At 54.8% G+C, this 24035-nt stretch carries 24 protein-coding genes; 8 read left to right on the top strand and 16 right to left on the bottom strand.

Going from position 1 to position 24035, the window contains the following annotated elements:
- The first annotated feature begins 11 nt into the window (after positions 1-11).
- The 5 genes from PMIT1303_RS01245 (at position 12) to PMIT1303_RS13680 (ending at position 2814) form a co-directional block, all read left to right on the top strand.
- Positions 12-1073 carry a thiamine phosphate synthase gene (locus PMIT1303_RS01245; protein ID WP_063397192.1) on the top strand — a complete coding sequence of 354 codons (1062 nt, stop codon included), beginning with the start codon at positions 12-14 and terminating at the stop codon, positions 1071-1073.
- Positions 1070-1282 (top strand): sulfur carrier protein ThiS, encoded by a 213-nt coding sequence (thiS, locus tag PMIT1303_RS01250; RefSeq protein ID WP_063397193.1) that lies wholly within the window; start codon positions 1070-1072, stop codon positions 1280-1282. Before PMIT1303_RS01245 ends, thiS begins: the two co-directional genes overlap by 4 nt.
- A 25-nt stretch (positions 1283-1307) precedes the next feature.
- A complete protein-coding gene (locus PMIT1303_RS01255; protein WP_063397194.1) occupies positions 1308-2285 on the top strand; it encodes a DUF1517 domain-containing protein in 978 nt (325 codons plus the stop codon).
- A gap of 128 nt (positions 2286-2413) precedes the next feature.
- A complete protein-coding gene (locus PMIT1303_RS13175; protein WP_156486864.1) occupies positions 2414-2581 on the top strand; it encodes a hypothetical protein in 168 nt (55 codons plus the stop codon).
- Positions 2582-2646: 65 nt separating this feature from the next.
- Positions 2647-2814 (top strand): hypothetical protein, encoded by a 168-nt coding sequence (locus PMIT1303_RS13680; protein ID WP_197459724.1) that lies wholly within the window; start codon positions 2647-2649, stop codon positions 2812-2814.
- Here the strand turns inward: PMIT1303_RS13680 and larB are convergent.
- From larB to era, 4 genes are all read right to left on the bottom strand, one after another.
- Positions 2811-3491, bottom strand: a complete 681-nt coding sequence (gene larB / locus PMIT1303_RS01260) for a nickel pincer cofactor biosynthesis protein LarB (protein ID WP_063397195.1) — start codon at positions 3489-3491, stop codon at positions 2811-2813. The two genes, PMIT1303_RS13680 and larB, sit on opposite strands and share 4 nt — an antisense overlap.
- Positions 3488-3922, bottom strand: a complete 435-nt coding sequence (locus PMIT1303_RS01265) for a TIGR03792 family protein (protein WP_063397196.1) — start codon at positions 3920-3922, stop codon at positions 3488-3490. The genes larB and PMIT1303_RS01265 overlap by 4 nt, the downstream gene beginning before the upstream one ends.
- Positions 3919-5151, bottom strand: coding sequence for a tRNA (guanosine(37)-N1)-methyltransferase TrmD (gene trmD, locus PMIT1303_RS12710; protein ID WP_074159179.1), 1233 nt, complete (start codon positions 5149-5151; stop codon positions 3919-3921). Before trmD ends, PMIT1303_RS01265 begins: the two co-directional genes overlap by 4 nt.
- Positions 5152-5328: 177 nt before the next feature.
- On the bottom strand, positions 5329-6360 hold the full coding sequence (gene era / locus PMIT1303_RS01275) for a GTPase Era (RefSeq protein WP_074159180.1): 1032 nt from the start codon (positions 6358-6360) through the stop codon (positions 5329-5331).
- Between era and PMIT1303_RS01280 the strand changes: the two genes are divergently transcribed.
- Positions 6331-6852, top strand: coding sequence for a hypothetical protein (locus tag PMIT1303_RS01280; protein WP_063397198.1), 522 nt, complete (start codon positions 6331-6333; stop codon positions 6850-6852). The genes era and PMIT1303_RS01280 overlap by 30 nt on opposite strands.
- Before the next feature lie 157 nt (positions 6853-7009).
- Here the strand turns inward: PMIT1303_RS01280 and PMIT1303_RS01285 are convergent, their stop codons facing one another.
- The 9 genes from PMIT1303_RS01285 to PMIT1303_RS01320 form a co-directional block, all read right to left on the bottom strand.
- Positions 7010-7864, bottom strand: coding sequence for a bile acid:sodium symporter family protein (locus PMIT1303_RS01285; protein ID WP_063397199.1), 855 nt, complete (start codon positions 7862-7864; stop codon positions 7010-7012).
- Between the two features lie 53 nt (positions 7865-7917).
- On the bottom strand, positions 7918-8082 hold the full coding sequence (locus PMIT1303_RS13180) for a hypothetical protein (RefSeq protein WP_156486865.1): 165 nt from the start codon (positions 8080-8082) through the stop codon (positions 7918-7920).
- Positions 8083-8103: 21 nt separating this feature from the next.
- Complete coding sequence (locus PMIT1303_RS01290) at positions 8104-9465, bottom strand: carbohydrate porin (RefSeq protein ID WP_231901201.1); 1362 nt, start codon at positions 9463-9465, stop codon at positions 8104-8106.
- 65 nt (positions 9466-9530) lie between these two features.
- On the bottom strand, positions 9531-10949 hold the full coding sequence (locus PMIT1303_RS01295; protein WP_063397211.1) for a sugar porter family MFS transporter: 1419 nt from the start codon (positions 10947-10949) through the stop codon (positions 9531-9533).
- A gap of 133 nt (positions 10950-11082) precedes the next feature.
- Positions 11083-11847, bottom strand: a complete 765-nt coding sequence (locus tag PMIT1303_RS01300) for a Bax inhibitor-1 family protein (RefSeq protein WP_063397200.1) — start codon at positions 11845-11847, stop codon at positions 11083-11085.
- Between the two features lie 76 nt (positions 11848-11923).
- On the bottom strand, positions 11924-12895 hold the full coding sequence (locus tag PMIT1303_RS01305) for a PhoH family protein (RefSeq protein WP_063397201.1): 972 nt from the start codon (positions 12893-12895) through the stop codon (positions 11924-11926).
- A gap of 8 nt (positions 12896-12903) precedes the next feature.
- Positions 12904-13272: a 30S ribosomal protein S16 gene (rpsP, locus tag PMIT1303_RS01310; protein WP_011826578.1), complete on the bottom strand. Its 369-nt coding sequence runs from the start codon at positions 13270-13272 to the stop codon at positions 12904-12906.
- An 80-nt stretch (positions 13273-13352) separates the two neighbouring features.
- On the bottom strand, positions 13353-14834 hold the full coding sequence (gene ffh / locus PMIT1303_RS01315) for a signal recognition particle protein (RefSeq protein WP_063397202.1): 1482 nt from the start codon (positions 14832-14834) through the stop codon (positions 13353-13355).
- 69 nt (positions 14835-14903) lie between these two features.
- Positions 14904-16910, bottom strand: a complete 2007-nt coding sequence (locus PMIT1303_RS01320) for an ARC6/PARC6 family protein (RefSeq protein WP_063397203.1) — start codon at positions 16908-16910, stop codon at positions 14904-14906.
- Positions 16911-16993: 83 nt separating this feature from the next.
- Here PMIT1303_RS01320 and pdhA point away from each other — a divergent pair, with 83 nt between their 5' ends.
- Complete coding sequence (gene pdhA, locus PMIT1303_RS01325) at positions 16994-18085, top strand: pyruvate dehydrogenase (acetyl-transferring) E1 component subunit alpha (RefSeq protein WP_063397204.1); 1092 nt, start codon at positions 16994-16996, stop codon at positions 18083-18085.
- Positions 18086-18146: 61 nt separating this feature from the next.
- Here the strand turns inward: pdhA and PMIT1303_RS01330 are convergent, their stop codons facing one another.
- Together PMIT1303_RS01330 and PMIT1303_RS01335 are read right to left on the bottom strand one after the other, a co-directional pair.
- On the bottom strand, positions 18147-19088 hold the full coding sequence (locus PMIT1303_RS01330) for an RpoD/SigA family RNA polymerase sigma factor (RefSeq protein WP_063397205.1): 942 nt from the start codon (positions 19086-19088) through the stop codon (positions 18147-18149).
- A 112-nt stretch (positions 19089-19200) separates the two neighbouring features.
- Positions 19201-20802 (bottom strand): bifunctional ADP-dependent NAD(P)H-hydrate dehydratase/NAD(P)H-hydrate epimerase, encoded by a 1602-nt coding sequence (locus PMIT1303_RS01335; protein ID WP_063397206.1) that lies wholly within the window; start codon positions 20800-20802, stop codon positions 19201-19203.
- Between the two features lie 50 nt (positions 20803-20852).
- Between PMIT1303_RS01335 and mnmA the strand changes: the two genes are divergently transcribed.
- Positions 20853-22082: a tRNA 2-thiouridine(34) synthase MnmA gene (mnmA, locus tag PMIT1303_RS01340; RefSeq protein WP_231901203.1), complete on the top strand. Its 1230-nt coding sequence runs from the start codon at positions 20853-20855 to the stop codon at positions 22080-22082.
- 4 nt (positions 22083-22086) lie between these two features.
- On the opposite strand, the gene PMIT1303_RS01345 is transcribed toward mnmA, so the two are convergent.
- The gene (locus tag PMIT1303_RS01345; protein WP_063397207.1) at positions 22087-23562 is read right to left on the bottom strand and encodes an apolipoprotein N-acyltransferase; all 1476 of its coding nucleotides are present in this window, start codon (positions 23560-23562) and stop codon (positions 22087-22089) included.
- Positions 23563-24035: the final 473 nt, after the last annotated feature.

Here is a 24035-nt window from a genome sequence, read left to right on the forward strand (position 1 = left end):
CCAAGACTGCCATGAAATCGATGCCTGTCGCCCCGATCGCAGATCTACGTGTTGCTCAGCTGATCGATGCCAACCTCGATCGAGCTCGGGAAGGACTGCGAGTCGTCGAAGACTGGTGCCGCTTCGGACTAGATCGTGAAGACCTTGTGGTGACTCTCAAAGACTGGCGTCAGCGACTGGGTCGCCATCATCACGACAGCTACAAACAGGCACGCTGCACTGCTACAGATCAAGGGATCGGCCTCAGCCATCCTGCTCAGCAAGAGCGACACGAACCATGGCATGTTGTGGCAGCCAACTGCGCACGCGTTCAAGAAGCTCTACGCGTGCTGGAAGAGTTCGCCCGTCAGCCAGATCCTCAGCTGGCTGCCAGCGCTGCTGCAATCCGCTATGGCCTCTACGACCTAGAGGTGACCGTGCTGCAGGCCAACGCAGGCAAAAAGAGACGCCAACAACTGCAGGCCTGCCATCTTTGCCTGATTACGACATCACAATCCGATCTACATCGCAACGATCTACTCAAGACAGTGAGCGCAGCACTAGTCGCTGGCATCGACATGGTGCAATACCGCAATAAAGAAGCTAGTGACTTGCAACGACTGACTCAGGCAAAAGAGCTGGCCAGCCTATGCAGAAAGCATGGGGCGCTATTCATCGTTAATGACCGAATCGACTTAGCCCTTGCGGTGGACGCCGATGGTGTTCATCTCGGCCAGGACGACCTCCCCACAGACGTAGCAAGGGGACTGATCGGCAGCGAACGGCTACTGGGTCGAAGCACACAGTTTCTTGCCCAGCTTCAAAAAGCTGAAGCAGAAGGTTGCGACTATCTAGGAGTGGGGCCTGTTAACAGCACAGCTACCAAACCGGAACGACAACCAATTGGGCTTGCCTATATCAAGGAGGCATCCAAAGCCACCCAGCTACCTTGGTTTGCCATTGGTGGCATCAACATCTCAAACCTAGAAGCAGTACGTCAAGCCGGAGCAAAACGAATTGCTGTGATCGGAGCGATCATGAATTCCCAAGATCCTGCTGCTACCAGCCTTCAACTACTGGAGGCTCTGAGATGAAACTGATGGTGAATGGTGAAATCAGGGAAATCGAGCCAGAACCTATGCCAACCTCGCTGGCGGCCGTGATCGAACAGCTGGGCTACCACCCTCGCCTTGTCGTTGTGGAGTTCAACGGCACGATCCTGACACCAAATCACTGGCAGGAGCAACTGGTGCAGGAGATGGACCAACTGGAAATCGTCACTATCGTCGGCGGAGGTTCCTAGAGTTCAGACCAACCGCCGCAACGTTTTGGCCAGCTTGCCAAACCTTCCCTCCAGACGCACGCTCAGCCGCTGGCTGACGGCTCTATTGCTGCCGCTCCTCGTAGCAGGCTTGATTCTGGTTCAACCCGAGCCAAGCCATGCCGCTCGTGGTGGACGCATCGGAGGGGGAAGCTTCCGTGCTCCCTCAATGCCACGCAGCAGCGGTGGTATGCGCGGCGGCTATGGAGGAGGTTATGGAGGATACGGCGGGGGCTACCGCGGAGGTGGCATCGGTTTTCCCTTCCTCATTCCCATATTTGGTTTCGGTGGTGGCGGCCTTTTTGGCTTCCTAATTCTGATGTCAATTGTGGGCGTTCTGGTCAACGCTGTGCGTGGTGGTGGCAGGGGAAATGCCGCCCTCAATAGTTCAGGCGAAATCGCTCAACGGCCCACTGCGGCTGGACCCGTCACCATCCTGCAATTGCAAGTAGGGCTTCTGGCCAGCGCCAAGGCTCTGCAGGAAGACCTGCGCGAGCTTGCGGCCTCAGCGCAAACAGGCAGCTCAAGCGGGCTGCAACGGGTTCTGCAGGAAACCACCCTTGCCCTTCTGCGTCAGCCAGAGCTCTGGGTTTACGCCAATGTAGAAAGCGGCAGCGTGCCGTTTGCTTCGGCAGAATCCACATTTAACCGTCTTTCGGTAACCGAACGCAGCAAATTGCGAGCGGAGGTGACATCCAACGTTGCCGGTGAACGACGAACTGATGAGCTTTCAGAAAAGAGCGCCGGCGAGGCCGATGCAGCAAATGAATACATCGTCGTCACGGTTTTGGTTGCATCCAGCAGCCGCATCAAGCTGAGCGAATCAATCAGCAGCGAGCAGCTACGAGAAAGCCTTCGCATCCTTGGATCCACCTCTTCAACTGATTTGATGGCCCTAGAGGTGATCTGGCAACCCGAAGGTCGAGGCGATGTTCTGAGTGCGGAAGAGGTTGTGACGTCCTACCCCAACTTGCAGCACCTCTGATTGCATACCCCGATCAAGAAGGCCCAAAGGCAGGTCTTCACAAAATCTTCCACAAAGAATGATCGTCATGAACTAAACACAAGGCCTAAGTATTGATACCTTGATTCGAACACATTCCCGCACCCACCTTGTCTGCCGCGTCCCGACCTGACCCCCGTGCAATGGAATGGCAAACCAATGGTGAATTGGCTCAAGGTGATCTATTTGAACTAGTTCGCCGTTTGCGTGATGTTGAATTGCCAAGTCACAGCAATGAACTATGGCGACTTGGTGCCAAATACGAAGAATCAGAGTGAATCCCGGCGCTCCCCTTGCGCGAATCAATTAGGTAGCCCATGGTTCGCTCAATCAAGAGAAGTGCATGGGTTCACGTTCGTTGCATTGGGTGAATACACCCGTTTTGATGGAAGCACTGATGCGCTACGAACAGAACCGCTTGCCACGATCAATGAGGCTTTGGGTTGAACAGCTACTTGAGCTCAGCCCCCAAGACTCTCACCAGTTGCTGTCTCACGATCCTGATTATTAATTGACAGCTACTTCGCCTGTGACGGCTGCTTTAAGGATGCGCAGTGCCGCCATAGCAGCTCCATAGCCATTATCAATATTCACCACCACCAGACCAGGCGCACAACTGGCGAGCATTCCCTCAAGGGCTGTACGGCCCCCTGCACTGACCCCATAACCAACCGACACGGGAACACCAATCACAGGCTGTGGCACAAGCCCTGTCAACACAGTCGGCAGCGAACCCTCCATGCCTGCACAAGCAATCAGCACCTTGGCTCGTTGCAGCCGTACCAACTGATCGAGAAGCCTTTGCAAACCAGCAACACCCACATCCAGCAAGAGTTCGCTCTGGATGCCATGCCAACGCAACGCCAAAGCGGCTTCCGCCGCTACAGGCAGATCACTGGTACCACCACTAAGCACCACGACCTCACCAAGTGCCGGCAGCAAGATCGCCGGATCTCCGAGCGTGAGGCAACGAGCCTGAGCATGAAACTGCACATTGCTAAGTAGATCGGCCACGGCCGCCGCCTTGGCTTGATCAACCCGCGTAACCAAAGCCAGTTCACCCTCAGCCTCAAGACGACTCAGACATGCTGCGATCTGTTCGCTGGTCTTGTGCTCACCAAAGATCGCCTCCACCATGCCAAGCCGCTGCCGCCGCTGAAGATCAAGCCGTACCTGCGGCTCAGTCACTGAGGCACCAATTCACCTTCATATTGCAGCAAGAAAGGATGACCACTGGCCTGGCCTGTGCCCTCATGGGCCAGCTGTTCAAAACGGGCCTGCACCACATCCACCTCAGCCTGGGGAATCGATTTCCACTGTTCTCTACTGGCCCAACGAATCAGCAAGATGCCCTCCTCCTGTTCAGCGTCCCAAAAAATATCCCGCCCCAGATAGCCACTCTGCTTCGCGAGCCAGGGTTCCCAACTGCCCTGCTCAGCTTTGAGCCAAGCCTCCCGTGCATGGGCCGGCACCTTGATGCGCAAATGCTCGACGACAGCAACGTGATCGCCGCCATCAGGATCATGACGAGCGGCAATCGCAACATCAGGATGGCTGGACAGCATGACCAAAAAGCTAAGCAGAAAGGCAATCAACCTAGACAAGCTTCTGCAATTCATGTCAGGCCTATCTGCTGCAACAGTGCTACCGCCTGACTACTCATGCCCTCCTCTCGACCTTCCGGTCCAAGCCCTTCATTGGTGGTGGCCTTCACACCCACGGCATCCAATTCCACACCCAACCGTTGTGCCAGGTTGCTACGCATCGCATTGATGTGAGGCTTGAGTTTGGGACGCTCAGCCACCACCACGGCATCCACATTCAAAACCTGCCAGCCGCGATCTCGTACCAGAGCGACAACCTGCTCAAGCAGCATCAAACTATCGGCCCCTTTCCAGCGGGGATCATCCGGCGGAAAATATTTACCGATATCGCCTAACGAAAGAGCTCCAAGCAAGGCATCCATCAGCGCATGAACAAGAACATCAGCATCGCTGTGACCATCGAGCCCCAACCCATCGGGATGATCAAGTGTCACGCCACCAAGAATCAAGGGGCGACCGGGCACTAAGCGATGAATGTCATACCCGTTGCCGATACGAAACTGCATGGAGGCAGAACCATGGGACTCCATTGTCAGTGTTGATGATTGCTGCTGATCAGACCAGCGAACATAGAGATCCGGACGACGCAGCTGCGTACGCAGCTGCCGCTGTTGCTGTCGCCACAGAGCAATCGCACCATGATCACCACTGCGCAACACATCTGGAACAACCATGCCGCGAAAATTCGCTGGCCTTGTGTAGTGAGGATGCTCGAGGAGGACATCGCTATGACTCTCATCCTGCAGCGACTCTGCCGTTCCAACAGTTCCCGGTAACAACCTCACCACCCCATTGATCACCGTCATCGCTGGCAGCTCACCACCGGTGAGCACAAAATCCCCTACAGACACCTCCTCATCTGCCAAACTTCTGATCCGCTCATCAAAACCTTCGTAATGACCGCAGATCAGCACAAGCTGATCGTGGTCCTCTACCCAACGATGCAAATCCTTCTGGCATAGCGGTTTTCCCTGAGGGGTCAGAAGCAACACCCGCCGTCGCGCCTGAACAGGAATCTCCTCAAAAGCAGCAAAAACTGGTTCTGGCTTGAGCACCATGCCAGCACCACCGCCATAGGGCTGATCATCAACCTTGTGGTAGCGATCCGTGGTGTAATCGCGGGGATTATGGGTGTGCAAGGCAGCGATGCCAGAGGCAAACGCACGACCAATCACCCCGAGTTCACCAAGAGGAGTAAACGCCTGTGGCACCAAAGTCACCACATCAAGGCGAAAAGGTGCCATCTCCTTCAGGCCGCTAAATGGGAGAACCAACGGATCTGCGCACAGACGCTAGGCAAGCTCATCCGCTGATCAGAGCACCCCTGAAGAAACAACCTCAGCCGAAAAGACTTTAAAAAGGGGTTTGGATGATCAATCATTCATCAATCCTCTCAGTCGCCCATTTGAAACGGGCAATAATCACTTGCCCTCATAACCAAGCTCCGCCAATCGCGCTGGCTTAGAGCGCCAATCAGGCACCACCTTCACAAACAATTCCAGGTAGACAGGGCCATCGATCAAGGTCTGCATCTGCAAGCGCGCTCCCTGACCAATGGTCTTCAACATCGAGCCTCCCTTGCCGATCAGGATCCCCTTCTGGCTCTTGCGTTCCACCAGCACGGTGGCCAACACAGCCGTCCTCCCCTGTTGACCAGGCCTTCCATTGGCAACATGCATCTCTTCAACCCGATCAATGCTTACCGCCACGCTATGGGGCACCTCCTCACGGGTATGCATCAGCACCTGCTCGCGAATCAGTTCAGCCAGCAGCACCCGCTCCGGCTGATCACACACCATCTCAGCTGGATAGAGCTGGGGGCCTAGTGGCAGCTGCCCCACTAAAGCTTCTAAAAGCCCATTGCATCCCTCACCACTAATCGCACTGCAACGTATGAGCGGCCAAGCAGAGTCTGCCAACAGCTGCCGATAAGCCTCCTCCGCCGGGTCTTGTTGCTGCTCAGCAACAAGATCCCACTTATTAAGAGCAACTAACACCGGCAGATTCTGCTGGCGTAGCAGTTCCACGATAAAAGCATCACCACGGCCGGGTGGTTCACAGCCCTCAAGCAGAAGCAACACCAGGTCAACCTCACCAATGGCTGCACGGGCGCTTTGCACCAGCCGTTCACCAAGCAAATGGTGAGGTTTGTGAATCCCAGGGGTGTCCACTAGCACCATCTGAGCCTCGGGGGTGGTGACGATGGCCCGCAGCCGATTGCGCGTGGTCTGCGCCACAGGAGAAGTAATCGCTACCTTCTCTCCCACCAACTGATTCACCAAGGTGGATTTGCCCACATTGGGCCTGCCAATTAAAGCGACAAAACCGGAACGATATCCCTCAGGGAGAGACTCCATCGCCTCAGGTGACATGACCTGGCTCAATGTGGCCCCATAGCCTGACTGAAAGCATGCATAACATCCATGAGCACCCCAGCGCCAAGCTTTGAACAAGCGATTGAAATCACCGCTCAGTGGCTGAGGCTATGGGAAGAGGGCGAACTCAGCGATGAAGTACTCGCCGACCGGATCGCGGAATTGGTGGCCAGTCGTGATGGCGCCCGTGGATTCTTTGTGGTGAGCCTGGCAGGGGATTCCCCACTGATGGATCGCCTCCCCGAAGCCCTGGTGATGCAATTAAGGGCTGCTGGAGACGGTGTCGTTGACCTGACCGTCCGCAACCTAGCGATGAGCACGGCGATGGCCATGCACCATCAACGCGCAGGCGATATGGCACAGCAGGCTGGATCGAAGAGAGTGACATCCCGCTGCACTGAACTGCTGCGTCTGCTCGAACCTAAGTCCGTCAAAACAAGACTGGAACAACTGCTTGAAGCTGTTGAGCACACCCGTGGGGAAGATGTCGCTTTTCTCAATCGCTGGGGTTATGACGAAGAGCAGAAGCAAGCCATTACAGCCTCAATCGAGGCCATCGCAGAAACATGAATGGCTTTAGCAATGGCTGATTGACTGGCCTGTTGATTGATCTATTGATTTGTCTGTTGATCTAGTTATCAGGTTGAGCTCAGCTTGATAGCAAACAATGGAAATAAAACAGTGGAAGTTAAAAGTGGAAATTAAAAGTGGAAATAAAATAAACAGCTCAAGTTCCCATCGCCAACCGCTTGCGCCAATTCAAGAAAGGAATCGAAAAAATAATTGTGAGCACTAAATAGGTCAGGATCGATAGTTTGAGTTCAAGCATCTGCGGAGCATTGATCTGGGCAAACAAAAGTGCCAAGCCTGGATTTCGCATGGAGGTCACCAGTGAAACAGTGGTTCGCTCTTTGGGGTCCGGCCCCGCTAGCAGATAACCGATCAGCAACGATGCGATCACCATGACGGCCATCAATGCCAACGCCAGCAGGTTCTTGCTGGCAAAAGGAATGAGTAAGGGAAAGGCCTTAACAAGAATCACCACCAGGACCAGCAGCAGCAGCAAATTGGCAAGCTTGTTGAAGAACGGCTCAGCACGTTCTGCCCAAGCTGGTAGCCAGCGGCGTAGAGACAGACCTAACAACAACGGCAGGATCTGAACCTGGCCCACATTCATCGCTACATGGATAGGTCTGATCTCCCAACCTTGCCCTTTAAAGACAGTCGTGAACAACTCAGCCATCAGGGGAATTGAAATAATCGCCGCAATCGCCGCAGCCATCTGCAAGTAGCCAGCCATCTGAGCATTGCCGCCTGCTTTTCCCGCTTTGCGCAGTGTGAGCGGAGCACTTGGGCAAACCGCCATCAGAGCAATCGACAATCTCGCAGGCTGAGACAACTCAAAGCTGAGCGGAAGCCAGAGAATGATCATCGCTACCAACGGCACCAGCACGCAGGTGCCCAGCAAGACGCGCAGCAACAATGCTGAGCGGTCTCGGATCAGATCAAAGTGGTTGTCGCGCAGGTTGAGCCCTAGCGCGAACATGATCAAGAACAGTGCTCCAGGAATCAGTACGTTCATCAATACAGTTGTGTCTTAAAGGGACAAAAGAGAAGCCATAAGAACGAACAAATTCAGCCGGTCTGAGCGCCTTGAATGAGCAACACCAAGGCAACTGCTCCGATCATGATCAGGACAGTCGCCGTAGCCGTCGTGATCGAAAATTGATCGGTATAGGAATAGTCATCCCGTTTGATCTGGCGCAAATTAAGGCGATGCTGACGTGTTGAAGCCGCCATCGGCGATGGCCAATTCACCAATCAGAAGAAGAAGCTCATCTGCAGACCGAGCAGCAAAGGATCATCCACATCGCCCTTGCCCATCGGATTAAAGATGTATTGAACCCCCGGCTGAATCGAGACATTGCTGCCGAGCATGAACTGATAACCCAATTCCAGGGCTGATTCCCAAATCGGACCATCAGGGATGTCTCGGCTCCAGTTGGCATTAGCCAGTCCGATCACAACGGCATCGTGAGGGCGATTGCGGAACAGACCTTTGCCGACCCAGCCCCCGGCATAAGTGTTGGGAACATCCTGGACGCTCTGAGTCAAACCATAAGTTGCATTGGCCCACAACCGGCCATCGAGCACCAGCCCCCCGAAGTCCCAAGGCACTGAGACGAGGCCATAGACACCTTCGTTGCTCTCAGAGGTCTTGCCACTGCCATTCACCAGTGGGAACTGCCAGTTGCCAATCCATCCACCCAGCTGCAACCCCGGTTGGGGAAGACCTGACACGTAGTAAACCTCCAGCTCATCCTCTGGAACGAGCACCACGGAACCATCCTCGAGACGTCTGGCCGCCTGAGGCGTCACGGAACCGAATGGCACATTGAACTGCACGAACTGGGCCAGACCATCGCTATCGCGTATCTGAAAATCAGCGCCATGAAAGGCCGGTTCCGCCCCATCGGGGTTGATCTGGTAGGTCCCTGAACGGACATGAGGTCCGTCCACCTCACCGAGATAAAGCACGAACCCATATTGGTTCGCCGGATAGGCCATCACCGGCAGGGAATTGGGAATCCCCCAGTTCTGCCCGCAAAAACCGTTGTTGGTGTAAAAGCAATAAAGTGGCGATGAGGCGAAGTCATCGAAGGTGGCGAATTTGCCGAACTTCATCTTCAGCAGGCCATCCTCAGCTTGATTGCGCTCCAGCCAGAGTCCCGCCAACCGGAACGTCTGCCCATAGCCGTAGATCTGCTGAACGGCGAGCTCGTTGGGAATCTTCTGCGAGAGGCTGGTGCCTGATCGCTGGGACGCCGTGATATTCAACGTCCAGTGGTCGATCTCCTGCCATTCGCTCGCCTCTTTGCCGAAGCCGCTTGAGAAGGCCGAATTAATGGCAACGTTGTGGGTATAGGTTCCTGTCTGCTCATTGCCTCCACTCGGATTAGCGTCAATCTCGTTGGTGTAGTTGAACGACAGGCGGATCCACTCTGGAAGCCAGAGCCAGTCATGCAACCAGGGCTGCACAATCACTTCGAGCCGTTCGACATCAGGGGATAGCTCGCTGCGGTCTTCGCGCGGTTCAGCACGAACACGAACAGCGGCCAATGACGATGCCACCAGGCTGAGGCAGGCCATAGCCCTTAGGAGTCCAACGCAAAAAGAACGCATCACGAACAGGGAGGAAGAGGCTTTAGGCGAATACACCCTTGGAAAGAGCTTTGCTGATCAGAGCATCAGGCCATCTCCTCGAGCTCCATGCCTTTGGTCTCCCTGACGAAAAACAGCACGAGGAAGAACGAGATCGCAGCAGCCGTGGCGTATAGGCCGTAGGCGAGTGCAGGTCCCGAGCGTTCCAGCAAGCCAGGGAAGGTGTCGGAAATTAAGAAATTGGCAATCCAATTGACCATGGCGCACAGCCCGATTGCCACCGAACGGATGCGGTTGTTGAACATTTCTCCGAGCATCACCCACATCACCGGTCCCCAGGAGAAACCGAAGGCGAACACGAACAGATTGGCAGCAATCAAAGCCACAATGGCTCCTGCCCCGGCAAGGTGGGGCGAACCGTTGACGAGAGGGGCACCGGCAAAGGCCCAGCTCATCACACCGAGGTTCAACGCCATCACAACCGAACCAGCCAAAAGCAGGGGTTTGCGGCCGAGACGATCAATAAATGCAATCGCAATGAAGGTGGTGACGACATTTGTAATCGAGGTGATCACCGTGACAATCAGACTGTCCTTGGCGCTAAAACCAACGGCCTGCCACAGGACACTGGAGTAATAGAAGATCACATTGATGCCCACAAACTGCTGGAAGATCGCCAGCATCACGCCGGTCCAGATGATCGGCAGCAGGATGGTGTGGCGATCGAACAGTTCACTTAACTTGCCTTGATGGGTGTTAACCAAGCTGCTCTGGATCCTGGCGATCACCTGATCTGCAGGTTCATGCAGCGTTTTTTCAATCACCGCCTTCGCACGCTGCGTCAAACCTTTCTGCACGAGATAGCGAGGACTCTCTGGAATGCCGATCACCAGTACTGCGTAAAGAGCTGCAGGGATGATTTCAGACATGAACATCCAGCGCCAGGCCGCTAGAGGACCGATCACTGAAACGGGATTCTGATCAGCAGTCAAAAGAACGATGACGTAATCGAACAGCAACGCCAGGAAAATACCGATAACAATCGCCAGCTGCTGTAGTGAGCCAAGCTGTCCGCGCATCGATGCAGGAGAGATCTCGGCGATATAGGCGGGCGCCAACACACTGGCGAAACCGACGGCCAGACCACCAACGACCCGCCAGAGGATCAGGATGGTGATCGTTGGGGCAAGAGCAGAGCCGAGGGAACCAACAAGAAACATCAGTGCAGCAACCAGCATGCTGTTGCGACGACCGATTCGATCAGACAGCCAACCAGCGGTGAATGCTCCCCATGCGGAACCCAGCAAAGCTGAGGCGACAGCAAAGCCGAGGGTTTCCTTGGAGACGGTGAAGGCGGTACCGATCGCACCGACAGCTCCATTGATCACTGCCGTGTCATAGCCAAAGAGAAAACCTCCTAAGGCTGCTGAAATTGCGATCTGAAGAATGAAACGTAAACGTCTTCGCTTATTTCTCTGATCAGAAAGCTGATTAGAGGAGTCCAAAAGCTGCTTATTTGCTAACTGCAATGCAACCCTGATTTAAGAGCCTGCAACCACTACCGCAACAGATCTCAACTGAATCAAGCAACAAAAAAAGCCCCGCATAGGCGGGGCTAAAGCATTCTTCTTTCTGAGTTCAGTTACGTCGACCGCCACCTTGAATGGCAATGATTAGACGTAAAATGAAGATGAACAGATTGATGTATGTGAGATACATCCCTAAAGCAGCTGGCAAATATTGATCATCTCTATATGTGCGGGGCATCGTATAGAAATCAAGGAAAGCTGCACCAACAAAAAGCACCGTGCCAAAGCCTGCAATCATCAACTCAAAGCCGCCGCCCCCAAAACCTGGGACGAAGATTGCTCCGACCAACTGCACAACCATGGCGATGATTAAGCCAACTAGGCCTAGGCCAACAACTGCTCCTAAGGCCTGGCCAATGCTGTCGCTCATTCGCCTACCAGCGATAGAAGCAATGACAAAAGTGATCCCAGTGGCTAATGCAGCAGTTCCGACTGCTCCGACACCTGCATATGGATTGGCAGGATTAGCTGCACCTACTGAAATAATGGCATAGCCAACAAGATTACTAAGAAAAAATCCCTCTACCAAGCTGAAGGTTGTCAAAATTGGCAGCGCAGTGCTGTTGTTGCCCTGCATGGCCACATTCCTGGCCACGAAGAACAAGATCAATGTTGCAATTAAAGACACAAACCAAAGCGGTTGATACAGCCCTGGATTTGTTGTCATAAGGGACAAGCCACCAAAGACCCCACCGGCGGTGAGCACCATGCCACCACCCACATAGGGCAGGGCCTTGTTAACGACATTGGGGCCAACCAAGGCGCTGGATTGCGCCTCGCGAATGGCCTCCTGGAAATTGCTGCTTGCCGGCATGGCTTACCAGATCACGTAACCCCTTTACTTTGCCATCAAAAAAAAAGTTTGCTGAGTTTGTTGAGTGCGGGTCTCCCTATCGTTGATCTCGGCGCGCATAAGCATCCACAACCCGTTGCACAAGCGGATGACGCACCACATCTGCAGAGGTGAGGCGACAGACAGCGACACCCTTGATATCAGCGAGCACCTCAGCAGCATCCACAAGTCCGCTGAGATGGCCCGGTGGCAGATCCACCTGGGTGGTGTCACCCGTGACAACCATGCGCGAACGCTCCCCAAGCCGAGTGAGCACCATGCGCATCTGAGCCGGCGTTGTGTTCTGAGCCTCATCGAGGATCACAAAAGCCTCTTCCAAGGTGCGTCCTCGCATATAAGCGAGGGGGGCCACTTCAATCACCCCCTTCTCCAGCAATGTGGTGGTTTTCTCAGCGCCAAGCAAAGCATGTAACGCGTCGTAGAGCGGACGCAGATAAGGATCCACTTTCTGCTGTAGGTCACCGGGCAGAAAGCCCAATCTTTCACCAGCCTCAACCGCTGGCCGAGTTAACACCAGGCGCTCAACCTTTCGCTCACTGAGCATGCGCACTGCCAACACTGTGGCCAAAAAAGTTTTGCCCGTTCCTGCAGGCCCAAGAGCGAAAGTGAGATCGTGGCGCTCCATCGCCTCGACATAAGCCTTCTGGCGCAATGTCCTCGGCCGCAGCAGGTTGCCTCGCTGACTGCGGGCCAACACCTGATCAGCCAATTCAGCATGAGCATCCCTACGGCCAGTATCAAGAGCCGTGAGCGCCGCCTGTAAATCAACAGCTGAAACAGCCTGACCTTCTTGCCACAGAGGTCTGATCAACTCAACCACTGCTGCTGCACGTTCCAATTGAGCAGGGCGGCCGCCGATCACAAGCTGAAGCCCCCTGATCACCAATGAAGCCCCGGTTAAGGCCTGAAGGTGATGCAAGGTCTGTTCACCGTTGCCTGCAAGAGCAATCGCAGCGTCAGTATCGGGAAGATCCAGAACGAAGCGACCCTCTGAGGTAACTCCGGCCATGCAACAACTCAGGCTTCTGTGTTATCAGCAGGAGTTTCCTCAGCCTTTGCTTCTGCAGCTTGTTTGGCCACATTCTTTGCACCAGCCTTACGGGCTTCAGCCTGCTTGGCCTTACCAACAACCTCAGCAGGGCGAACGGTCTTTTCGATCAGCCCGCCTTTCTCCAACAAGGATCGAACTGCATCAGTGGGCTGAGCTCCCTGGCTAAGACGCAAACGCAGTGCCTCAGTATCGAGCCGCGTTTCCTTCGTGCGAGGGTTATAAAAGCCAAGCTCCTGCAAAGGGCGACCGTCTCGACGAGAGGTGCTGTTACAGGCCACAAGGCGGAAACTCGCTTCCCGCTTCTTGCCAAACCGCTTCAGGCGGAGCTTGATCATCGTGGCCCTAAGTTCGAAAAGGTGGATGGTTCAGCGGTGTTCTACACACACGCCAAACAACAACCATAGCCTGCGGCCAATTACAACTCTCCAAACCCCTTCTTCTTTTTCACCGGTCGCTGACGCCTGGGGGAACCACCACCGCGACCACCTGAAGCTGGCTCTGGCATGCCTGCGCCTCCCATGCCAGGCAACCCTCCACCCATTCCACCCATGCCAGGCATTCCTGGCATTCCTGGCATGCCTGGCATTCCAGGCATGCCACCGCCCTTACTCATCTGCTGCATGAAGCCACGCATTTTCTGAAAATCAGCCAAAACTTTGTCCACGTCAGCGGGGCTGTGGCCACTCCCACCAGCAATACGACGACGACGAGAAGGCTGTGAAGCAAGCAATTCAGGCTGATTGCGCTCATCAGCAGTCATCGAGCCAATCATGGCCTCGATGCGCTTGAGCTGCTGCTCTCCCTGTTTGAGCATGCCGTCATCCAGCTTGTTCATGCCCGGCATCATCTTGATCAAACCACCGAGGGAACCCATCCTTTTGATCAGTCGCGTCTGTTGCAGGAAATCGGAGAAATCAAACGAGGCTTCCTGCAGCTTCTTCTGCATCTTCTCAACATCAGCGAGCTCTACCTCCTTCTGAGCTTTCTCCACCAGGGTGAGCACATCGCCCATCCCGAGGATGCGGCTGGCCATGCGTTCCGGATGAAAAGGCTGTAAAGCCTCAACTTTTTCTCCAGTACCGATGAACTTGATCGGCTGACCACTCACCTTGCGAATCGAAAGCGCAGCCCCACCGCGGGAATCACCATCCAGCTTGGTGAGAACAGATCCAGTGATACCAACCTTGTCGTGGAAGGCCCGAGTGAGTTCAGCCGCCTCCTGACCGATCATCGAATCCACCACCAAGAGCACTTCATCGGGCTCTACAGCAGAACGAATCCGCACCATTTCCTCCATCATCTCGGTATCGATCTGCAGCCGACCTGCCGTATCCACTAGCAAGGTGTCAAAACCTTCCTCACGAGCCTTGGCAAGTCCTGCTGCCGCGATCTCCTCAGGTTTGACATCGTCTCCGAGGCTGAATACATCCACTCCGATCTGCTCACCAAGGGTGCGGAGCTGATCAATGGCAGCCGGCCGATAGACATCAGCAGCCACCATCAGTGGCCGCTGACCCTGATCTTTGAGGTGAAGTCCAAGCTTCGCTGTTGCAGTGGTTTTGCCAGCCCCCTGCAATCCAGCCATCAGCACCACCGTTGGTGAATCTTCAGCCTCAGCCATGGGAGCGTTATCACCACCCATCACCTCCACCAGCTGCTGATGCACCACCTGAACAAACTTCTGATCAGGAGTGACACCTCGCACCACTTCGGCACCAACTGCCTTCTGCCGCACCTCGTCGACAAACTCGCGCACGACCTCAAGACTCACATCAGCCCCTAAAAGGGCACGTCGCACCTGCTTAAGAGCATCCTCAACATTGGTATCGCTGATCTTTGCCTGGCCTCTCAGCCCCTTAACTGCATCTTCAAAGCGGGCTGAAAGTTCTTCAAACATGGTGCCAACGTGCCAAGGCCTATGAGCTCATCGTAAAAAGCGATGGCTAGCGCTTAGGCAAAACATTGATTATTTGCCGCTGATGTATTCATGCAGGCGCCAACGATCGGGATCACGACCAAGGATGTAAGTCACCGAGAGATCCTTTTGCGGCGTTTGGTCAACAACCTTGCCGGCAGCATCAACGCGTTGATCGCGATAGGTCACAACTGCATTCAGCTCAATACGCTGCGGCGTTCGACTCACCACCTCTACAGAGCTGATACTGGCCACAACCTTCTGGGTCTCAGCTAAAGCAGCATCCCTGGCACGCTCTTGCGTGACGCGCTGCACCAATGGATCTCTTGCAACCTCAGGCAGAGCATCACTCTTGCCACCGGCAAGCACGACTGCCTTGTTACTGAGCCAGGCCTGAAGCAGACCTTTGAGCTGTGCCTGATTCGGCTGCTCCAAAGTAAGCGGCTCAACCACAGCGCTGACAGGGACTTGAGGCTTGAGGACCTCCTCTTGAAGTGTGGCTGTGGGAGGTGCTGTGACTTGAGGCTGATCAGCAGCCGTGCTAACTGAAGGACGAGGACGTTGGCCAAACAAGCTGAAGCCGGCAAAGGCTGCAATCAGGGCCGCAAAGACAACAGAACCGATCAGCACCGGCCGCGTGGGACGTGGCAGATCTGCTAAACGATCAATCCATGCAATGCCATCGCTGGCAAATTCATCAGAGCTCGGGTCAGCTGCAGGTTGACCAACCTCAGGCCCACCAAGAGAAAGGGGCAAAATCCCATCGGGATCAAGAGGGGCCCAAGGGAAGGGTTGCTTCAAAGACGATCCTGAGAAGGCCTTACCTAAAGACGAAGCACGATTTTCGCTGCGTTCCAGGCGTTCGACATAGGCCTGAACATCCCGATCAGCAAACCAAGCCTCCAGATCAACGGCCTCAGCATCCACATCCCTATAACCGGGAAGCACGTCCCCCCCCAGCCAATAGCGGCAGTACTCGCAAAAAGCCGCCAATTCATCGCCAGGGTGGCTGTTAAGACAGTCCTTCACTCGAGGATCTGTACTGCGCAGAAAGCGCTCCTGAGCGCGGCCTACATCTCCGAGCAAGAGGTCCAAGCAACCCAGCATCGGCAACGGGTCGAATCCATCCAGTTCAAGACTCTCTAAGTGCTGCCGAGCTTCCTGCACCCGTTCAGGCTTCCGACGCGAAAATCCAACCGCAGCAAGAGCCAACCCACCAAGGAAACCCGCATCTGCTGATCCGGCTTGCTGCCAGCGCAAGAAAAGATCAACCTGTTCCTGAACAGTCAAAAACTTTCTGATCTGCTTGAAGAAGTTGTCAAATTCGGATTGATCAAGACCCCCAGGTGCAGGCGATGGGGCCGTTCCCTCAAGGCCTCCTCTCTGTCTCACAAAGTTGTCAAGTAAGCGCAGTCCTTCCTGGTGAGAGACCTGATCACCAAGATCCCGACTCAATAAGTCGAGAATGCGATAGGGCAGAAGGACATCTAAATCGTTCTCAAGCTTGAGGCACTCTTCGGAGAGCTTGCCCATCCGCTGCAACAACTGGATCCCGTCATGCAGAAGAGACGCTGCTGCTTCATAACGCCGTTGTTCCTGTTCCTCAGCGGCTGCAGCCCGACAGGCCAGCGCCAACAACAAAGCGAGGTCAGCTTCTCGTTCACTACCTAGCGTCGGGGACTGGGGCGGCTGCAATCCCTGAGAGGCGAGATGAAAGACCTCATGAGGAGAGTTCGCTTCAAACAGCAAGATCAGCCCTGCCACCTCTCTACTAGGTGACAGATCAAGACCGGCGGTCTCGCCTGGATGATCACGACTGAGCTCCAACAAGGCAGTCTCATAGGCCTGACGCCGTGGCGGATCTGTCAGCAAATCTGCTGAAAGCCGCAACAATTCTGCCCGCTGAATTAAGACCTCATGGGTGAAACCTTGGTCAGGGCAGCGATCCAACCTCAACTCCAAGGCCCGCAAAATCGCCTCACTGTCTGCCGAAGGACTGACACCCAGCAAGCGGAAATGATCAATTGGCAGGTCCACCAGCTGCGCAGCGATTGGCATAAAACTCTAGACATTGGAAGGGATTTTGCCCATTGCTAATCAACGGACCATTACAGTCGTCACTCGAATGACGGTCGTCTGTCATGAGCCAGAAAACCTCCGTGAGCTCAAGCCAAACCACGGCAAAACCCCTGGCAGCAGGCCGCCATGGCGAGAGAATCTCCACGCTAATCAGCTCCAAACGCGCCAAGGTTGATCGTCAGATCGGCCTAGAACTCTTCCGAGACATGACCCTTGGGCGACGCTTCGAGGACAAATGTGCCGAGATGTACTACCGGGGAAAAATGTTTGGCTTCGTTCACCTCTACAACGGCCAAGAAGCCGTTAGCACAGGTGTGATCGGTGCAATGAAACGCCAGCACGATTGGTTTTGCAGTACCTATCGCGATCACGTTCATGCCCTTAGCGCCGGTGTACCCGCCCGCGAAGTAATGAGTGAGCTCTTCGGCAAGGAAACCGGCTGTAGCAAAGGTCGTGGGGGCTCCATGCACCTCTTTTCGCAAGAGCATCACCTCCTAGGAGGATTTGCCTTCATCGGCGAAGGGATTCCCATCGCCCTGGGGGCAGCATTCACCAGTCGCTATAAGCGAGATGCCCTGGGTGATGCCAGCAGCAATGCCGTAACAGCAGCTTTTTTCGGTGACGGCACCTGCAACAACGGCCAGTTCTTTGAGTGCCTCAACATGGCGCAGCTTTGGCAGCTGCCGATCCTGTTCGTTGTCGAGAACAACAAATGGGCCATTGGCATGGCCCATGAGCGAGCCACCAGTGAACCGGAAATCTGGCAAAAAGCTGCTGCCTTCGGGATGGCTGGCGAAGAGGTTGACGGCATGGATGTTCTCGCCGTAAGAGCTGCCACTCAGAGAGCAATAAAAAGAGCCAGGGCTGGTGAAGGTCCCACCCTGCTGGAGTGCCTCACCTATCGATTCCGTGGCCATTCTCTTGCTGATCCAGATGAACTACGCGCCGAAGAGGAAAAGCAATTCTGGGCAAAACGAGATCCCCTAAAGGCTCTTGAGAAGGATCTCACCTCTGAATCTTTGGTGCGTGCTGATGAACTACGCGCTATTGAAAAAGAGATCGATGCAGAAGTAAATGACTGCGTGGAGTTTGCCCTTGCCGCAGCCGAACCAAATGCGAACGAACTCACTCGCTACATCTGGGCTGAAGATTGATAGCCCTCTTGATCACTAATTACTGGCAGCAACCAGAGACAACAAGATAAGTAAGGCAGCTTCAGATCCCGTTGGGCACCCTACGCGTGAGGTTACGCAGCTTGCGTAAGGCCTTTAATTCCACTTGACGAACACGCTCACGCGAGACTTCCATCAAGCGACCAATCTCAGCCAAGGTGTGTCGATCATGGGTTTCCAGACCAAAACGGAGCTTAAGAACATGCTGCTCCTGCTCACTGAGATGGCTGAGCCAACGCCCGAGCTGCTCATGATGAATACGCTGCTCCACCTTGTCGAGAGGTTCCCCAAGAGAGGAATCAGCGATCAGATCACCAAGAAAACTTCGTCCTTCTTCGCCATTCACTGGCGCATCCAAACTGCTGGTTGTTAGCGCCTGACGCAGTAAAGAGTCGAGTTCATCAACAGGGATATCCATCGCTTCAGCGATCTCGGAGCGACTGGGCATTGCTCCAAGCTTGTGAGCCAAATCCAGAGAAACCTTTCGAATTGTGGTCAGCCTTTCACTGAGATGTACAGGAAGTCGAATCGTGCGCGACTGGCACGCAATCGCACGTGTCATGCTCTGACGAATCCACCAAAACGCATAGGTCGAAAACTTATAGCCACGGGTTGGATCAAACTTTTCAACAGCACGCTCTAAACCAAGTGAACCCTCCTGAATGAGATCGAGGAGTTCCAGTCCTTTGCCTTGATATTTCTTGGCAACACTCACAACAAGACGAAGATTGGCCTTCATCATGCGTTCTTTGGCACGACGACCAATGCGAATCATGCGTCGCTGATGTGTCGTAAAATCCTTATCATCAGGCTCAACTGAGCCGTCTTGAGTGAGACTCATCATCGTCTGAACTTGATTGCCAAGTTCAATCTCCTCAGCAGGGGTAAGAAGAGGTATACGCCCAATCGTTGTGAGATACCAGCTGACAGGATCAGAACTTCTACGCCTCTGTGTTTCTGCTGATTTAGGCGCTGCTGAAACCATTTCAACGGCTCCTGATTTATTTGGAAGGAAATTTTCCTACAAATTTCAGCAAAACCCTCCAGCTTTAAAAAAGCTTTCGGATTCATGCAGGGGAATCGAGATAATTAGGTATTTATCGTTTGCATTCATACCCTTTGACGTGCCCTTGATCACATTCATTTGATTGCAAGCTAATCGTAAGTTCTGCAAGGGATTGAGCGATAGACCTTGCTGAGCTGCCTTGGCGGCATCGACGTGCAGCCTCGGCATGAAGCAACGCCACTGCGGCCAAAGACTCACCCTGGCAATGGCAAGCCTGAGCCTTAGCAGCATCCATAGATCCCAAGCCAGCTGCATAACCAGCCAAGAGATCCCCGAGCCCAGTACGAGCAACCCAACTTGCTGTCTCTGCTAGCTGCCATGCGGCACCAGAGGGATCCGCAACCACACTGTGTGCTCCCTTGAGCAGCACAGCTGCTCCACAAAGCCGGGATGCTTCCAGAGCCGCATCGAGAGGTTGCCGAGCTTTGAGCTGCGGAAACAATCTTCTGAACTCACCGGCATGGGGAGTAAGCCAGGTATGCCCTTGGCGCTGCTGTAACCATTGCCATCCATCAGTAGCCAGCGCCAATCGATTCAGACCATCAGCATCCAAAACCAACAAGCCTGCAAAGCGCTGCAACGGTTCTGCCAACACTGACCAAGGTTCTCCACCTCGACCTAAGCCTGGCCCAATCAAGACGGCATCGAACCGGCTGAGATCATGACTCGCCAACCAAGTAGCTACGGCCATGCCACCTGCCGCAGAACTCTCAAGCGCGGCCGCCAAGACAACTTCAGGCGCCACTTGCCAAAGCTGATCGGCTACTGCAACAGGCACAGCGGCTTGAATGCTGCCTGCACCGCTAGCGATAGCACCCTGAATGGCCAGAAAAGCCGCCCCAGGGTAATCATCACTACCAGCAATCACCAACACCCGCCCTCGTTCGTATTTCATCGCGCTTGCTGCTGGATGCTGCCAGGGAAGGGTGGCCACATCCGCAGAACAGAGCCGCCGAGGTTGCGACTGTGGCAACTGCTTCAACAAGATCTCCGGCACGCCCATATCAACTCGCACCAGGCGGCCAACATGATCGATCGCCGCATCCTGAATAAGGCCTTGCTTGTGCAACCCCACAGTGAGTGTCGTCATCGCCACGGCAGCGCCGCCGGGGAAAGGGATGCCGGAATCTGAACAGAGCCCAGCAGGCACATCCAAGCTCACCAACTTGCCTGGCTGGCAGCTCTGCCGCGCCTGCAACAACGTTGCCAGCGTTTCAGGGAGTGGGCGGGATTGTCCAAGCCCAAACAGAGCCTCGATCCAAACAGGCTCACCAGCAACATCAGGAGCGTGATCTAGTTGCTGAATGCCAAGCCATTTAACGTAAGTCCAATGCTGGGCCGTTAATGGTTGACGGATCGGCAAGGGCGCCCAGAGCTGGACCTTCACCCCTGCAAGATGCAACTCCCTGGCCACCACCAATCCATCACCACCGTTATGGCCAGGGCCCACCAACACCACCACACCATCTGCCAACAACTCAGACTGTTGGCGAAACCAAGCCGCCATCGCCTGGCCTACTTTTTCCATCAAAGCAGCCACCGGCAAGCCGCTGGCAAACATGTCCTCCTCCAGACCTGCCATCTGCGCAGCAGTAACCAAAAGATGATCAGCGTTTGATGGGGGCCAGGACAAGACTGGAGCGCATGAGACCTCACTATGAAGACATCATTGCGGTAACGCCTATGCAGCCGCCAATCCCAGCCCCCCTTAAGGATGTGTCTAGAACACCAGCCACCCCAGCTGTTGCAAAAGCTCTGACACGTTTGCAGTGTTGGCCAGGCGAGCAGCGTGTCGCGGTAGGGCTCTCCGGCGGTGTTGATAGTTCCCTCAGCGCGGCCCTACTCGTGGAGGCGGGCTGGCAGGTGGAAGGTCTCACTCTCTGGCTGATGAGTGGCAAGGGCGCATGCTGCAGCGATGGACTTATCGATGCCGCCGGCATCTGTGAGCAACTCAAAATCCCTCATCATGTGGTGGATTCGCGCGCCACATTCCAAGCAGAAATCGTCGACCAACTCGTGCAGGGCTATCAACAAGGGGTCACACCCTTACCCTGCTCACGCTGCAATCGCTCGGTGAAATTTGCAGCAATGCTCAGCTGGGCTGAAAAAGAACGCCAGTTACACCGCGTTGCCACGGGGCACTATGCCCGTATTCGCCATCGCGAAGATCCAGAACCTCAACAAGCCTTACCTGGGGATGCCAGAGGACGTCACCAGCTTTTACGTGGTCTCGATCAGAACAAAGATCAGAGTTACTTCCTCTATGACCTTTCTCAAGATGTGTTGGCAAAGGTGATCTTTCCCCTAGGGGAGCTCACCAAAGCAGAGACCAGACAGGAAGCAGAGCGTTACGGCCTACGCACAGCCAAGAAAGCAGAAAGTCAGGATCTTTGCCTTGCCGATCACTACGGCTCAATGAAAGCCTTCCTTGACAATTACCTACCTGCCAGACAAGGCGAGATTGTGCTGCAAGACGGCCAAGTCGTGGGTGAACACGATGGAATCGAACATTTCACCATTGGCCAACGCAAAGGCCTTGGTGTGGCCTGGCGAGAGCCGCTGCACGTGGTGCAACTAGACGCGGCAGCAAATCGCGTCATCGTTGCCCCTCGAGCAGAAGCGGGGCGCGACAGCTGCGTTGTGGGCGCAGTGAACTGGATTTCGATGGCACCGCCAAGCAGTGCCATCGATGTGGAGGTGCAAGTGCGTTACAGAAGCGGACCCGTTGCCGCCCAGCTCACCCCTATCGAAGCCACAGCAGAAGACATTGCCGCCGACCGTCCTCACCGCTGCCGACTCACTTTTAAAGAAGAGCAATTCTCAATCGCACCTGGCCAGGCTGCAGTGTTTTATGCCGCTGACGCAGTCCTCGGCGGCGGCCTGATCCAACAGATCAACGCAGCATCAAGCTGATCAGCTAGGAGCGAACACGCGACCAGAACAGCCCAAACACTGCAAAGAGCATCAAGCCAATTAAAGGGGCCTCACGCCAGCGGGTGTAACCGCTGATGCCTTGATGGAGATGCAGATCCGCCAGGCCAACCCCCTCCGTAAAAGGAGCCAGCAGTTGCTGCTGCTTGCCTGTCGCCAAAACCAAAGCAGAGGGGCCAGTGTTCGCAACGCTGAGTAGATCACGGGCGGTTTCGATGCTGCGCAGCTGTGCCAAAGCAATGAACTGCCGCTGCAAGGCCAAGGGATAGGGATCAAGATTGGCTACCGCCAACAACCATTGCGCTCCATCAGCGACGGCCTGGGCTAAAGCAGCCCCATCACTGAGCTCGTAACAAATGGCCACGGCAGCGGTAGGACCTGGCCACTGCAACAAGCGCGAAGCAGCACCAGGTTGAAGACCACCAACAGCTGATAGACCACGAAAAACACCCCCAGGCAAAGCCGGTAGCCATTCCCCCAGCGGCACCAAACGGTGTTTGTCAATGAATGCTGAAGCCTGCCTTTCGCCGCGATCTACCACCAACAAAGCACTGCGTTGCTGACCGCGCAGCCAGCGAAAACCACCGCTAAGCAGGGGAAGCGGAGCAGGCCTGAGCAACTCCTCGCCAGGGGGGAGAAGGCCTTCTGGTGCGACCAACCAGGCAACATCAAGATCATCAGCACGATCGAGAGCTTGTTGAAGCGCCTCGGGAAGGCGACGTTGCTGCGCCTCAGAAAACTTGCTGCGCGTAGGGATAGCGGGCTGCCAAGCAGCAACCGAGATCGGTGCGGCTGCATCTGATGAACGCAACAAACTCCAACCAAAACCATGGGCCAAGAGCAAGCAAAGAAGCCCCACGAGCAAAGAACGACGCCAACCAGCTCCACGACGCCAGGCCAGCGCCGTACGCCATAACCACCAACCGATCAGCAGCTGAAGCGTGGCTAAACCTCCAGCCCCAAACCAGCGGGCCAAACCAGCCAAGGCTCGATCACCGGGCAAAAGGCTGCCGCCGACGCCAATCCAAAACAAGGGTGAACCGGCCAACAGCACTTCCGCAAGCCCCCAGATCGATGCCATCAGCAGGGCATGAAAAAGCTGAGCGCGGATGCCTGCTTCGCGCGTTGTCAGATGAGCAAGCGAAGTGCCTAACCAAGCCCAAAGCCCCACAAGCACAGCAGCTGCTGCACCGCAAAACAACCAAATTGATGCGGCGACAGGAACACTTAGGGGTGCAGGTACGCCAACCCAAGTGAGTGGATGCAACGCCAGCAACCAGCGATGGCTGAGCAGCACGGCCACAAAACCCCAAAGAGAGGCTGCAACTGGAAAGCGACACGCCGACCAAAGCAAGGCCAGGGCCGGTGCCATCCAAAGCAGCCCCCCCTGGGCAAGAGCAATCCCTGCCAAGACACCACCAACCGCCCCCTGCACCAGCGCTAGGGATCGGTCATTGCCCATGGTCAACACCAAACACCAAAGCCATCTTGACGCGATCGGAGAACGTCCACAGGCTGCGATGGATTAAGCCAAGCCCCTTTAGCGACTCTTGCTAAAGGGGCTTGGCACCACGGGCGATATTGCTTATTGACTCAACAATATCGCCAAGGAGGCAGAATCAAGCTGCAGTCAGGTTCCGTGGAACAAATGAATCAGAGATGGTGATCTTCCTTTCAGCTTCTGATGATTAATTGAGGAGATAAAGATATTATTTAGGGATAAGAAGTTGATGAGTTGATTTGCAATGGCGCGTAACTATAATCATCTAGGCTGACCGGATCCACATAATCTTGAACATTAAAGAGACAGGAAACTGCCAGTTATCGATAATCTTTCTAAGAGATTTATAGTATTTGCAGACAAAAGAAAATCCCCTGCAAGTGCAAGGGATTAGCTAAAATCTGCTGTAATAGAAAGGCAAAAGAGGGGCTTGG

This window comes from Prochlorococcus sp. MIT 1303 (assembly GCF_001631965.1).
GTDB lineage: Bacteria > Cyanobacteriota > Cyanobacteriia > PCC-6307 > Cyanobiaceae > Prochlorococcus > Prochlorococcus marinus_D.